This is a genomic window from Streptomyces sp. BRA346, from assembly GCF_052851135.1.
This window is the reverse complement of record NZ_JAIWIH010000005.1, coordinates 24,652-37,529: the sequence shown is the minus strand read 5'-3', so window position 1 is coordinate 37,529 and position 12,878 is coordinate 24,652. Positions and strand designations below refer to the sequence as shown.

The window sequence follows — 12,878 nt, the reverse complement described above, 5'->3', positions numbered from 1 at the left end:
CGCACGTAGATTTTGGCTGTGGTGAAGAACGTAGAAGCGCACTCACCACTCTGGCAATACCGCCGCCGTTACTCAACGAAGACCATCACGTTTCGTGTGATGTCGGGCCTGACAAGGATCAGGTGGCGCCCTGTATGCCCGCCACGCGGAGGGCGTGGGCGAGATCGTGCTGGCTGCCCGGCGACACCGCGCTCGCCGCGTCCAGCAGCGGCGGTACCAGCGCCCCGGGGTCCTCGGCCGCCGCCTCGGCCACCTCGGCGGGCGTACGGGCCCGTATGAACGCCGTCAGCAGCAGCGCCACCTCCGGGTGCGCGGCGCTCTCCAGCAGCGCGAGCGCGGTGTGCGCCACCTCGGCGACGGGCCGCGCGACGCTCTGCCGCAGCAGCCGCTCCCCGTCGGACTCGCGGCCCGCCGCGATCAGCGCCTCCGCGGCGGCGGCGAGCGGCTCGGGCGGCAGACAGGCCATCTCCCACAGCAGCGTCGCCACGTCCGCGCCGAGCCCCGCGCGCTCCAGCTCGGCCGCCAGCACCGGCAGCCGCCCGGCGGGCCACACGGCCGTCTCGCACAGCACGGCGTGCGCCTCCCCGCTGCGCCCCTCCGCCCGCAGCCGCCCCAGCCGCGCGACGGCGCCACCGGCCGCCCGCCGGGCCTCGGCCAGCTCCTGCTGCTCACTGGCCCGGGCCCGCTGCTCGGCCTCCCGCTCCCGCTTGCGCGCCCCGCCCCGCACCCCGGGGAACCGGGCCCCGCGCGGCGCGGGCGCCTGCTGCCCCGCCCCCGCGAACCGGGCCCCCCGCGGCCGGGCCGTCGGCTCCGCGGGCGGTACGGGGGCGGGGTCCGGCGCGTCGTCGTACGCAGCGGCGAACCGCGCCCCCCGCGGCCGGGGCGGGGCGGAGGGCGCGTCGTCCGACGGGGGACGCCCGGCCGGGCCCGCGATCGCCGGATCCTGCAACCCACCCGCCCCCCACGACGAACCGCGCGCAGGCCCGGGCGGACCACCCGCGGCCCCCGCGCCGGAGCCGGCGGCCTGCCCGCCGCCCGACTCGGCCTGCGAACCGCCCTCGCCCCACGGCGAAGGCCCGCCGCCGCGCGCCTGAGGGGCCCCGGGCGCCTGCGCCCCCGGAGCACCAAGCTGCGCACCCTGCGGTCCGGCCTCCGCCCACCCCGCGACGCCCGGCGAACGATCCGGGCCGCCCGGGCCCGCCACCGGCCATTGCGCCGCCGCGGCCGGAGCACCCGCGGGCCCCGCGCCCGGCTCGGCGGCCTGCCCGCCCCCGCCCGCCGGGGCGGGCCGTGCACCACCTGGCTGGGGCCGCCCACCCGGCGGGCCGCCGGGCCCCGGTGGGGCGCCAGGCGGCGCGGACCCCGCCGGGTCCGCGGGGAGGGCGGCCAGGCGGGCGGTGAGTTCTTCGCAGCGGGCCGTGGCGCGGTGGTGGTCGTCCTGGGCCCAGGCCAGGGCGGCGTCGACGGGGTCGCCGTCGGGGGTGGTTTCGGCACCGGCCCGTCGCGCCGCGTGGAGGTCGCGTTCGCGGTCGGCCGCGGCGAGCCGTTGGCGCTGCATCGCGGCCAGGCGGGCGCGGAGCGCCTCGCGGGTGCCGGGGGCCGCGTCGTGGGCGGTGATCGAGGCGCGGTACAGCGCGGCGGCGCGGGTCGCGGCCACGTTGGCGGTCTGGGGGCCGCGCTGGGCGGAGAGGTCCTGGAGGAGGGCCTGGACGACGTCCCAGGGCGGGATCTCCTGGCCGTCGAGACAGGCGCGAAGCCCGTCGGGGTCGCGTTGCGCGAAAACGGCGTACCAGCCCTTGTCCGAGTCGATCCGCCGTGTCAGCGCACGCAGATAGCTCGCGAACTCCTCGATCGCCGCCGGGAGTTGTCTGCCCGCCATCGCCACCCCCGCATTCGACACCCCGCATGTTACGGACCCGGTTACCGGCGCGCTACGGGCACATTTCCGGATTCGCACACGACCGGCACGGTTGCAGCGGGTTCCTGCGGGGATTTTACGGTGGCGGCCGGGACAGTGCCCGGCCGCCACATGACGCGGCGCCGCGGGTCAGTCCGCGGGCCGGACCACCATCGCCGCGCCGCCGCCGCGCCGCTTGGTCTCGGCCGCGGCCAGCCACCGGCCGTCGGCGAGCCGCTGGACGCCGGTCGCGGCCCCGATCTCGGGGTTCTGTTTGAAGGCGTGGCCCAGCGTCTCCAGCCGGGCCCGCTCCGGGCTGTTCCACAGCCCGGGCTCCAGCTCCGTCTGGGCGGCGTTGCGCTGGCTGGCGCGCGGTGCGGCGATCGCGTCGACCAGCGGCATGCCCCGGTCGAGGTGGTTCAGCAGGGTCTGGAGCACGGTGGTGATGATCGTGGCGCCGCCGGGTGAGCCGAGCGCCAGCACCGGCTTGTGGCCGTCGAGCACGATCGTCGGCGACATGGACGAGCGCGGCCGCTTGCCCGGACCGGGCAGGTTCGGGTCGTGGACGGCGGGGTCGGCGGGGGCGAAGGAGAAGTCGGTCAGCTCGTTGTTGAGCAGGAAGCCCCGGCCGGGGACGGTGATGCCGCTGCCGCCGGTCTGCTCGATGGTGAGGGTGTACGCGACGACGTTGCCCCACTTGTCGGCGGTCGTCAGGTGCGTGGTGCTCTGGCCCTCGTACGGGGTGGGGGCGGCGTGTCCGCGGGTGTCGCAGGAGCCGGGGGCGCCCGGGTTCGTGGGATCGCCGGGGGCGAGCGGGCTCTTCAGCACCTTGTCGGGCTTGATGAGGCAGGCCCGGGAGTCGGCGTACCGCTGGGAGGTGAGCGCCTTGGTCGGCACGTCCTCGGCGGCCGGGTCGCCGACCCAGCGGCCGCGGTCGGCGAACGCTATCCGGCTGGCCTCGATGTAGCGGTGCAGGTAGTCGCGCTCGCTGAGCTTGGTGAGGTCGGTGCGCTCCAGGATGTTGAGCGCTTCGGCGACGCTGGTGCCGCCGGAGGACGAGGGCGCCATGCCGTACACGTCCAGCCCGCGGTAGGAGGTGCGGGTCGGGGCCTGCCGCTTCGTCGCGTACGCCCGCAGGTCCTCGGCCCGCAGATCGCCGGGGTGCACGGTGCGCTGCGCCTTGGGGTCGACGGGGGGCTTGCGCACCGTGGAGACGATGTCGCGGCCCAGCTCGCCCTTGTAGATCGCGCCGACGCCCTTCTTGGCGAGCAGGGCGTAGGTGCGGGCGAGGTCCGGGTTGCGGAGGGTCGAGCCGACGGCCGGGAGCTTCCCGCCGGGCAGGAACAGCTCGGCGGAGGCCGGGAAGTCCTTGAAGCGGTCCTCGTTGTCGGCTGTCTGCTCTCGGAAGGTCTTGTCGACGGTGAAGCCGTCCCGGGCCAGCCGCTCGGCGGGCTTCAGCACCTGGGCGAGCGACCGGGTGCCCCAGCTGTGGAGCGCGTCGCTCCAAGTGGCCGCGGTGCCGGGGGTGCCGACGCTGAGCCCGCTGGTGACGGCGTCGCCGAACGGCAGCGGCTTGCCGTTGTCATCCAGGAAGAGGTCCTTGTTCGCGCTCAGCGGGGCGGTCTCGCGGCCGTCGAGGGTGGAGACGGAGTGCCGCTTGGCGTTGTAGTAGACGAAGTATCCGCCGCCGCCGACGCCCGCCGAGTACGGCTCGGTGACCCCGAGCGCGGCCGCCGTCGCCACCGCCGCGTCCACCGCGTTGCCACCGCGCCGCAGCACGTCGATCCCGGCCGCCGAGGCGTCCGGGTCCACGCTGGAGACCGCGCCGCCGTAGCCGGTGGCGACCGGTGTCTTGGCGGGCGTACCGGCGGCGGAACCCTGCGTGGCGGTGTCCGCACCGGCCGGGGCGACGCCGAGCACGGCGACCATCCCGGCCGCGGCGGCGAGCGCGGGCAGCGCGCGCCGTGCGGCTCGCGCCGTGGGTCTGGTTGCTGCGGCTGGTCGTGCGGCGTGCCCCATCCGGACCTCCAAGCGGACGACAGAGAGAGCGGAGCCTACCGGCGACGCTCATGCTCACGACAGGGGGCGAGTGACCCTTGAGTGCCCCATAGAGATTCGCTCGAACACCACTCGGATGGCGGCTACGATGCGCGGCCATGACTGACACCGTGCAGGACCTGATCGCTTCCGGAGCGGCCCTGATCGTGGGACTGGCGCTCGGCTGGGCCGTGCACTCGGCGGCCGGACGCCGGGGACGCACCCGCGAGCAGCGCTTCTTCGGCCTGCCGGACGGCTCGGAATGCGTCCTGGTCACCCACCGGGACAGCACCTCGGCACACTGGTCCATCCCGCGCCATGACGCCCTCGCGCTGCTCGGCCTCGCTTCCGTCGTGGAGAACTGCGGGGCGCACGCCGAGGTGGCCCCGCACGACACGGGGCTCCAGGGCTTCGGGGCGCGCACCGAGTTCTGCGTCGGCGACCCGACCGCGCACCGCCGGCTGTCCGCGCACATGACGAACCTGTTGCCGGGCGTGACCGTCACCCAGGCCGACGAGTCCGGCGGCGAGCGCGGCACCTTCACCATCGGCGGCACCGAGTACCGGCCGGATCCCGGCACGCTGGAACACGTGCTGGTGGCGCGGCTGACGGCGGGCGACGGCGGCCGTCCCGTCTTCCTGGCCGCCGGGCAGCGCCCGGTCACGCACCGCGCCGCCGTACGCCACCTGGTGCGCAACCGCGCCAAGCTGGCCCGCAAGTACGGGGCGCAGGGCTCGTTCTGTCTGCTGCTGAAGGTGGTCAACTCGCAGGCGTACGGCCCGGATGTGGTCGAACTGGTCGCGGACGTCACCAAGGCCGCGACCACGTCGGGCGGCCGGGCGTCGGCCAAGACGCTCCTCAAGGAGGGCTGAGCCGGGGGGATATCGCATCGCGGACGGTCCACGGGATCGCTACGGCCGCATCGTTACCCAGGCGTAACTTACCGCGCTATTACCAGCGGTAAGTCGGCGAGGTTACCGTCAGGTTACTTAGGCCCTCCCCACGGGCCTGCACCGGTGCTCCCCCGCCCCCACGGCATCCCCACGTCTGGAGCCGACAGTGACCCCTGCCCGCCGAGCGCTGCGTACCACCACCGCCGCCGCCCTTTCGGCGACCGTCCTGGCCGGTGCGACCTCCGTCCTCGCCCCCGCCGCCCACGCCGCCCACGCCGCCCACGCCACAACTACGTCCGCCACCGCCGCCGACACCTCCGTACGGTTCGTCGACATCCCCGGCGACGGCGGCACCCGGCTCGCCGCCAACGTCGTCGCCCCGGCGGACACCTCGCGCCGCCACCCCCTCGTCGTGCTGCCCACCAGCTGGTCCATGCCGCAGATCGAATACCTCGCGCAGGCCAAGAAGCTCGCCGACTCCGGCTACGTCGTGGTCAGTTACAACACCCGCGGCTTCTGGCAGTCCGGCGGCCGGATCGAGACGGCCGGGCCACCCGATGTCGCCGACGCCTCCAAGGTCATCGACTGGGCGCTGGCCAACACCGCCGCCGACCCCGACCACATCGGCATGGCGGGCGTGTCGTACGGCGCCGGGATCAGCCTGCTCGCCGCCGGGTTCGACAAGCGCATCAAGGCGGTCGTCTCGATGAGCGGCTGGTCGGATCTCATCGGGTCCATCTACAGCGGCCGCACCCAGCACGCCCAGGCCGTCGGGCTGCTCGGCGGCGCGGGCGCGCTCACCGGCCGCCCCAGCGACGAACTCAACCAGATCCTCGCGGACTTCCTCGGCTCCAACCTGGCCAAGGAACAGGACATGATCGAGTGGGGCCGCAAGCGCTCGGCGGCCACCTACCTCGACAAGATCAACGCCAATGGCGCGGCCATCTTGCTGGGCAACGCCTGGGGCGACTCCATCTTCCCGCCCAACAGCTACGCCGACTTCTACGAGAAGCTGACCGGCCCCAAGCGGCTGGAGTTCCGGCCCGGCGACCACGCGACCGCCGAGTTCGGCGGGCTCTTCGGGCTGCCCAACGACACCTGGGAGCACAGCAGGCGCTGGCTCGACCGCTACCTCAAGGGCGAGCGCAACGGCATCGACCGCGAGCAGCCGGTGCAGCTCATGTCCCGTACCGGCGGCGGCTACGAGGGCTACGGCAGCTGGTCCGCCGTGCCGTCGGAGCGGCGCCGGATCGCGCTCGACCGGGCCGAGACGGTCACCGCGAACCGCGACTCGGGCGCCAACGCCGGGACCGTCATGCTGACCGGTGCGCTCGACCAGTTCCTCAAGCTCCCACCGCTCGCCTCGATCCCGCTGCTGCCGCGCTCGTACGCCGCCGTCTGGCAGACCGGGGCGTACGCGGCCGGGCAGCGCATCCGCGGCACGGTGTCCCTGCACACCACCGTCACCAGCGACAAGGCCGACGGCACGGCGGTCGCCTACCTCTACGACGTGGGCCCGCTCGGCGTCGGCAAGCTCATCTCCAACGCGCCCGTCACCTTCCACGACCGCACGCCCGGCACGCCCTTCCCGGTCGACCTGGACCTGTTCTCGACGGCGTACGACGTCCCGGCCGGGCACCGGCTCGCGCTGGTGGTCGACACCGTCGACCCGCTCTACATCGAGCACAACCCGGACGGCGCCCACCTCACGTTCTCCTCGCCGGACGCCGACCCCTCGTATCTGTCGGTCCCGGTCCGCGACTAGCCGAGCGGCCGACTAGCGGGTGTCGCCCGGCAACGGGGCACCGGGGCCGGGCGGCGCCACCCGCACCTCTGCCGTCTTCACGCTGCGCCGCTGCCGCTTCGCCACCCAGTTCGCGCACCACGACAGCAGCATGCACATCCCGATGTAGACCGGCGAGATGACCATCACGACGGGGATGAAGGGCAGGTCGTAGTCCAGGTTGGACGCGATGAGCTTGCCCGCGTGCAGGAACTCCTCGTAGGTGATGAGGAAGCCGAGCGAGGTGTCCTTCAGGGCCACCACCAGCTGACTGATGATCGCGGGCAGCATCGCCCGTACCCCCTGGGGCACCAGGACGTACGTCATGACCTGCGTCTTGCGCATGCCGAGGGAGTACGCCGCCTCCCGCTGCCCCCGGTCCACCGCCGCCACGCCCGCGCGGAACACCTCGGCGAGGACCGAGCCATTGTACAGGGTCAGCCCGGTGACCAGGGCGGTCAGCGGCTGCGCCTTCAGCGCCACGAAGACGAAGAAGATCATCACCAGGACGGGCATCGCCCGGAAGAACTCCACGACCAGCGTGGCCAGCCAGCGCACCGGGCGGTGGTCGGACAGCCGCCCGGCGGCCAGCACCGCGCCCAGCGCCAGCGAGAGGACGGCGGCGAGCCCGAACGCCTTGAGCGTGTTGGCGAGCCCGCGCAGCAGCAGCTCCTGGATGCCCGCGTACTCGAAGGGCATCCACTTCCGGTACGCGAACTGACCCGTGTCGACAAGGAGATAGATCACCCAGGCGATGAGGGCCAGCAGCACCAGCGTGGCGAGCACCCCGTAGAGGCGGTGGCGGCGGACGGTGCGCGGCCCGGGGACGTCGTAGAGAACGGCGGTGGTGGTCAACGCGGCACTCCCCAGCGCTTCTCCAGCACGGTGAAGAGCGCGCTGATGGTCAGGGTCACGAGCAGATAGCCGACGGCGATCCAGACGAAGGACCAGATGATGCTGTAGCCCATCTCGTTGAGCGGCTTGTAGGTGCCGAGCAGTTCGGTGACGCTGAACGACCCGGCGATGGCCGAGTTCTTGGCGAGCGCGATCAGCGTCGAGCCGACCGGCGGGATGACCGCGCGGAACGCCTGCGGCAGCACCACCGCCCCCAGCGTCTGCTCGAAGGTCATGCCCAGGCTGCGGGCGGCCTCGCCCTGCCCGACCGGCACCGTGTTGATGCCCGAGCGCACCGCCTCGCAGATGAACGCCGAGGTGTAGCAGCCGAGGGTGAGCACCGCGAAGGCCGTGAACGGCAGGATCAGCCCGAAGCGCGGCAGGCCCAGCATCACCGCGAAGAACAGCAGCGTCAGCGGGGTGTTGCGGAGCACCGTCACCCAGGCGGTGCCGAAGGCGCGCAGGCTCGCGACCGGCGCGACCCGGAAGGCGGCCATCAGGACACCGAGCGCGAGGGCGAGCAGCGAGGCGTAGACGGTCAGCTGGACGGTGCCGAGCAGACCGCGGCCGTAGAGCGAGAAGTTCTGGGTGAGCACGTCCATGGTTCGGGCTCTCAGTGGTAGCGGTCGACGGCGGGCGGTTTCGGGGCGGGCACACCGGACAGGCCGAGGGTCACGGCGTACGCCTTCTTCCAGTCGCCGTTGCGCTCATGGGCCTCGATGGCGTCGTCCAGCGCGAAGCGCAGCGCGTCGTCCCGCTTGGGCACGCCGATGCCGTACGGCTCCTTGGAGAAGGGCTTGCCGACGAGCTTCAGCTCCTTCGGGGCCTTGGCCGCGTAGCCGAGCAGGATGACGTTGTCCGTGGTGACCGCGTCGACCTGGTAGCTGAGCAGGTTGTCCACGCACACCGAGTAGTTGTCGTACGCGACCGCGTGCGCCTTGGGGTAGTCGTGCTGGATGCGCTGGAGCGGGGTGGAACCGGCCGCCGAGCAGACCGTCTTGCCCGCCAGGTCGGCGGGGCCGTGGATGTCGTCCGTATCGGTGCGCACCAGCAGCGACTGCCCGGCCAGGTAGTACGGACCGGCGAAGCCGACCAGCCGCTTGCGCAGCGGATTGATGGTGTAGGTGCCGACGTAGTAGTCGATCTGGCCGTTCTGGAGGGCGGTTTCCCGGTTGGCGGAGGCGATGCTCCGGAAGCGGATGGTCCGGGGAGGGAAGCCGAGGGAGGCCGACATCATCTTCGCGATCTCGATGTCGAAGCCGGAGTAGCGGCCGGTGGCCGGGTCCTTCTCGCCCAGATAGGGCTGGTCCTCCTTGACCCCGACGACCAGGTAGCCGCGCTGCTTCGCCTTCCGCCAGGTGGGCGAGGAGGGCAGTCGGAAGTCGGTGGCCACCCGGTAGCGCGGCAGCTGCTCGGGCGCGGGGCCCTTGGCGGGCGGGCTGCCCTCCTTGCCGCACCCGGTGCCGGTGAGGGCCAGGAGCAGCGCGAGGATCACGGTCAGGGCGCGCCTCATGTGCGTCATGTGCGTCATCGCCCGGCTCAGTGCTTGAGGATCTTGGACAGGAAGTCCCGGGCCCGGGCGGACTCCGGCGCCTTGAAGAACTCCTCCGGGCTGCGGTCCTCCACGATGCGGCCGTCGTCCATGAAGACCACGCGGTTCGCGGCGTACCGGGCGAAGCCCATCTCGTGGGTGACGACGGCCATCGTCATCCCGTCCCGGGCGAGCTGCCGCATGACCTCCAGCACCTCGTTGATCATCTCCGGGTCGAGGGCCGAGGTCGGCTCGTCGAAGAGCATCACCTTCGGGTCCATGGCCAGCGCCCGGGCGATCGCCACCCGCTGCTGCTGACCGCCGGAGAGCTGCGCGGGGTACTTGTCCGCCTGGTCCGCGAGCCCCACCCGGTCCAGCAGCTCCCGGGCCCGCCGCTGGGCCTCCGCCTTGCCGCGCCTGCGGACCTTCACCTGGGCGAGCATCAGGTTGTCCAGCACGGTCCGATGGGCGAACAGATTGAACGACTGGAAGACCATCCCCACTTCGGCCCGCAGCCGCGCCAACTCCCGGCCCTCCTCCGGCAGCGGCCGCCCGTCCACCACGATGGAACCGGACTGGATGGTCTCCAGTCGGTTGATCGTCCGGCACAGCGTCGACTTCCCGGACCCGGAGGGCCCGATGACCACCACCACTTCCCCGCGGCCGACGGTGAGGTCGATGTCCTGGAGGACGTGGAGCGCGCCGAAGTACTTGTTGACGTTGCGCAGCTCGATCAGCGGTTCACCCACGGCCATACCGCGCAAACTATCCACATGAAAGCGGCACTTCGGTCAGGACACGCACCGAGGGGTGGATAACGCCCGATAGTGGTCGACCTCAGGTCTCCGAGACCTCCGCGTACAGCCGGGACAGCTCGGGGGCGCCGTCGGCGGCCCACTGGTGGCCCGCCTCGACCACGTCGACCTCCCGGCCGGATGCGAGCCGGACCACGGGGCGGCCGTTGGGCCACACCTGCCAGACGGCGCCCGGCACGGTGCGGACGATGACCGTGCCCAGATACAGCCCGGCGTCGTTACCGAGCCAGGGCAACTCCTCCGGGTCGTCGCGCCAGCGCGGCACCAGTTGATCCAGCGCCTCCAGGGACTCGGCCGAGTCGTCGAGTCCGATGCCCGCCTGCGCCGCCCGGGCGCGCAGCAGTTCGCATTCGGAGAGGAGTTGTGCCACGCCTTGGGGGTCCGCCTCCTGGGCGCTCATCAGAGCCGTACCGGAGGCCGCACCGTGCCGCTTGCGCCAGTTGTCCAGGAAGGGGATGTTCATACTGCTCAGCGTCGCACCAAGCGCACGGGCGCACCACAGGGCGCGCGGTGGGCTCCGTGACCCGTTGCTCGTCTTGACGACACCCGTCCGTCTTTCTACGTTCGCCATGCACCTGTCGAATCGCCGGTCGGGTCGGTTACGAGAGGGGACACATATGCGCGTCGGCAGACCATGGTCAGCGGCCGGGATCGTCGCGGGAGGTGCCGTCCTCGTACTCCTCGCACCGGCCGCACCCTCGGTGGCGCAAGGCCCCACCACCACCAAGCCGCTCCCTCTGGAGCGGCTTTTCGACAACCGGGCGGTCGGTGACGACACCGCGCCGGGCACCGCGGACTTCGACGGGGCGGGCAACTCCCTCTCCGCACAGGACCTGCGCGCCGCGGGCTGGGCCCCCGGGCGCACCATCGCCCTCGACGCGGCGCGGCTCACCTGGCCGCGGAGCGCGGGGTCCGCCCGGCCCGACAACGTGATCGCCGACGGCCAGTCGGTGCAGGTGCGGGGGCGCGGCGACGCGCTCACCTTCCTGGTCGCGAGCAGCACCCCCGGCGGCCCCGGCGCCGGGGCGAGCGGCACCGGCCGGGTCCGCTACCGGGACGGTTCGTCCGGTACGTACACCCTGAGCGCCCCCGACTGGCGCGCGGGCCCCGCCGCCACCAAGGCGGTCGGCCTCCCGCACGTCAACACCGCCGACGGGCAGCGGCCGGAGGCGGCCCGGCTGTACGCGGTGACGGTACCCCTGCGCGGCGACCGGCAGGTCGCGTCGGTGACCCTGCCGAGGGATCCGGGGCCGGGCGCCGATCTGCACGTCTTCGCCGTCTCGCTGCGGCAGCCCGCGCGGGGCTGGACCGGCAGCTGGGCCGCGAGCACCGCCGGATACACCAAGGTCGGGCCGTGGACCGACCAGACGCTACGGCTCGTCGTGCACACCAGCGCGGGCGGGCCGGGCGCCCGGATCCGGCTGGAGAACACCTTCGCCGCCGCCCCCGTCGACATCGGCCACGCCACGGTCGCCCTCCAGGCGGGCGGCGCGGCGGCGAGCGACACCCCGGTGCCGCTCACCTTCCGGGGCCGGGCCGGTACGTCGATCCCGGCGGGCGCCCAGGTCTTCAGCGATCCCGTGAACTTCCCCGTACCGGCCGACGCGAACCTTTTGGTCAGCATTCACCTTCCCGGGCCGGTCGCGGCGGTGCCGGTGCACACGCAGGCCACGCAGCGCTCGTTCCTGAGCGCGCCGGGGAGTGGTGACCGTACGGGTGAGGCGGGCGCCGACGCGTACACCGGCACCCTCACCACCTGGCCGTTCCTCACCGGCGTCGACGTCCGGGGCGGCCCGGGCTCGGTGGTGGCCCTCGGCGACTCCATCACCGACGGCACCAAGTCCACGATGGACGCCAACCGGCGCTGGCCCGACGTCCTCGCCCGGCGGCTGCGCGCGCCGGGGGCGGGCGTGCCCGCGTACGGCGTCGTCAACAGCGGCATCTCCGCCAACCGGGTCGTCACGGACGTCTACTCCGGCGACGGGGTCAGCACGGTCACCAGCGGGGTGAGCGCGGGCAGCCGCCTGGAGCGGGACGTCCTCGCCCAGACCTCCGCCCGTACCGTCGTCGTCTTCCAGGGCATCAACGACCTGCGCTGGGGCACGTCTGCCGAGTCCGTCATCGCGGGGCTGAAGGGCCTGGCCGCCCGGGCGCACGCGCGGGGGCTGCGGGTGGTGGGCGGGACGATCACGCCCTGCGAGGGCGAGGCGCTGTGCACCGCCGACGCGGATGCGCGGCGTTCCGTGGTGAACGCCTTCATCCGCGCAGGCGGCGGGGTGTTCGACGCGGTCCTGGACTTCGACGCGGTCGTACGCGACCCCGCCCACCCGTCGCGCATCCTCCCGGCGTACGACAGCGGCGACCATCTGCACCCGGGGGACGCGGGGTTGCAGGCGATGGCGGACGCGATCCCGCTCCGCTCGCTGGCAGCAGGCTGAGTCCCCCACCCCGCCCCTTCCCGAAACCGGGGGCAAGCCCCCGGCCCCCACGGGGCTCCGCCCCTGGACCCCGCGGGGGCTCCGCCCCCAAACCCCCACCGGGGCTCCGCCCCAGGACCCCAACGCGGGATCGCGCCCGGGACCGGCCCGGGAAACCCTCCCGCCCCCACCGGGGCTCCGCCCCTGGACCCCAGCTCAGGACTCGGCCCCGAGTCCCGGCCCGGGGCTCCGCCCCTGGGCACGGCGCGGGGTCGCGCCCACCTCCGGGAGGCGCGCCCGGACCCCGCAGAGGCTTGCGCCCCCAAACCCCCACCGGGGCTTCGCCCCTGGGCGCCAGCTCGGGCTCGCCCCCCTGGGCCCGGCCGGGAACACACCTGGTTGTGGGCAATCGTTCCGCGGAGGGGGCACCTCCCAGCGGTAGCTGGGGGAGGAACGGGTGGGCACAACCCGGCCACCGGGCCGCACCCGCGCACGAAACCCCCGGAAGCACCGCCGCCAGGCACACCGGCCACCGGGCCGCACCCGGTTGTGCCCGGCCACCGGGCCGCACCCGCGCACGAAACCCCCGGGAGCACCGCCGCCAGGCGCAC

The 12,878-nt window shown here is 73.5% G+C and carries 10 protein-coding genes; 3 read left to right on the top strand and 7 right to left on the bottom strand.

Going from position 1 to position 12,878, the window contains the following annotated elements; translation table 11 throughout:
- Positions 1 to 118 precede the first annotated feature (118 nt).
- Complete coding sequence (locus LCH29_RS07015) at positions 119 to 1,900, bottom strand: hypothetical protein (protein WP_446460822.1); 1,782 nt, start codon at positions 1,898 to 1,900, stop codon at positions 119 to 121.
- Positions 1,901 to 2,047: 147 nt separating this feature from the next.
- Positions 2,048 to 3,916, bottom strand: a complete 1,869-nt coding sequence (gene ggt / locus LCH29_RS07010; RefSeq protein WP_446460821.1) for a gamma-glutamyltransferase — start codon at positions 3,914 to 3,916, stop codon at positions 2,048 to 2,050.
- 137 nt (positions 3,917 to 4,053) lie between these two features.
- Here ggt and LCH29_RS07005 point away from each other — a divergent pair, with 137 nt between their 5' ends.
- The gene (locus LCH29_RS07005) at positions 4,054 to 4,806 is read left to right on the top strand and encodes a hypothetical protein (RefSeq protein WP_446460820.1); all 753 of its coding nucleotides are present in this window, start codon (positions 4,054 to 4,056) and stop codon (positions 4,804 to 4,806) included.
- A gap of 187 nt (positions 4,807 to 4,993) precedes the next feature.
- Positions 4,994 to 6,592 (top strand): alpha/beta fold hydrolase, encoded by a 1,599-nt coding sequence (locus tag LCH29_RS07000; RefSeq protein WP_446460819.1) that lies wholly within the window; start codon positions 4,994 to 4,996, stop codon positions 6,590 to 6,592.
- 12 nt (positions 6,593 to 6,604) lie between these two features.
- Here LCH29_RS07000 and LCH29_RS06995 read toward each other — a convergent pair whose 3' ends face one another.
- From LCH29_RS06995 to LCH29_RS06975, 5 genes are all read right to left on the bottom strand, one after another.
- Positions 6,605 to 7,465, bottom strand: coding sequence for an amino acid ABC transporter permease (locus LCH29_RS06995; RefSeq protein ID WP_446460818.1), 861 nt, complete (start codon positions 7,463 to 7,465; stop codon positions 6,605 to 6,607).
- Positions 7,462 to 8,106 (bottom strand): amino acid ABC transporter permease, encoded by a 645-nt coding sequence (locus tag LCH29_RS06990; protein WP_446460817.1) that lies wholly within the window; start codon positions 8,104 to 8,106, stop codon positions 7,462 to 7,464. Before LCH29_RS06990 ends, LCH29_RS06995 begins: the two co-directional genes overlap by 4 nt.
- 11 nt (positions 8,107 to 8,117) lie before the next feature.
- Positions 8,118 to 9,035: a glutamate ABC transporter substrate-binding protein gene (locus LCH29_RS06985; RefSeq protein ID WP_446460816.1), complete on the bottom strand. Its 918-nt coding sequence runs from the start codon at positions 9,033 to 9,035 to the stop codon at positions 8,118 to 8,120.
- A gap of 8 nt (positions 9,036 to 9,043) precedes the next feature.
- Positions 9,044 to 9,790 (bottom strand): amino acid ABC transporter ATP-binding protein, encoded by a 747-nt coding sequence (locus LCH29_RS06980; RefSeq protein WP_123107759.1) that lies wholly within the window; start codon positions 9,788 to 9,790, stop codon positions 9,044 to 9,046.
- An 82-nt stretch (positions 9,791 to 9,872) separates the two neighbouring features.
- Positions 9,873 to 10,313 (bottom strand): DUF6278 family protein, encoded by a 441-nt coding sequence (locus LCH29_RS06975; RefSeq protein WP_446460815.1) that lies wholly within the window; start codon positions 10,311 to 10,313, stop codon positions 9,873 to 9,875.
- Between the two features lie 154 nt (positions 10,314 to 10,467).
- Between LCH29_RS06975 and LCH29_RS06970 the strand changes: the two genes are divergently transcribed.
- Positions 10,468 to 12,288: an SGNH/GDSL hydrolase family protein gene (locus LCH29_RS06970; protein WP_446460814.1), complete on the top strand. Its 1,821-nt coding sequence runs from the start codon at positions 10,468 to 10,470 to the stop codon at positions 12,286 to 12,288.
- The last annotated feature ends 590 nt before the right edge of the window (positions 12,289 to 12,878 follow it).

Coding starts and splice junctions, on each gene's coding strand:
- LCH29_RS06975 (WP_446460815.1), bottom strand. CDS start 10,313: ATGAACATCCCCTTCCTGGACAACTGGCGCAAGCGGCACGGTGCGGCC.
- LCH29_RS06970 (WP_446460814.1), top strand. CDS start 10,468: ATGCGCGTCGGCAGACCATGGTCAGCGGCCGGGATCGTCGCGGGAGGT.
- LCH29_RS07005 (WP_446460820.1), top strand. CDS start 4,054: ATGACTGACACCGTGCAGGACCTGATCGCTTCCGGAGCGGCCCTGATC.
- LCH29_RS06985 (WP_446460816.1), bottom strand. CDS start 9,035: ATGACGCACATGACGCACATGAGGCGCGCCCTGACCGTGATCCTCGCG.
- LCH29_RS06980 (WP_123107759.1), bottom strand. CDS start 9,790: ATGGCCGTGGGTGAACCGCTGATCGAGCTGCGCAACGTCAACAAGTAC.
- ggt (WP_446460821.1), bottom strand. CDS start 3,916: ATGGGGCACGCCGCACGACCAGCCGCAGCAACCAGACCCACGGCGCGA.
- LCH29_RS06990 (WP_446460817.1), bottom strand. CDS start 8,106: ATGGACGTGCTCACCCAGAACTTCTCGCTCTACGGCCGCGGTCTGCTC.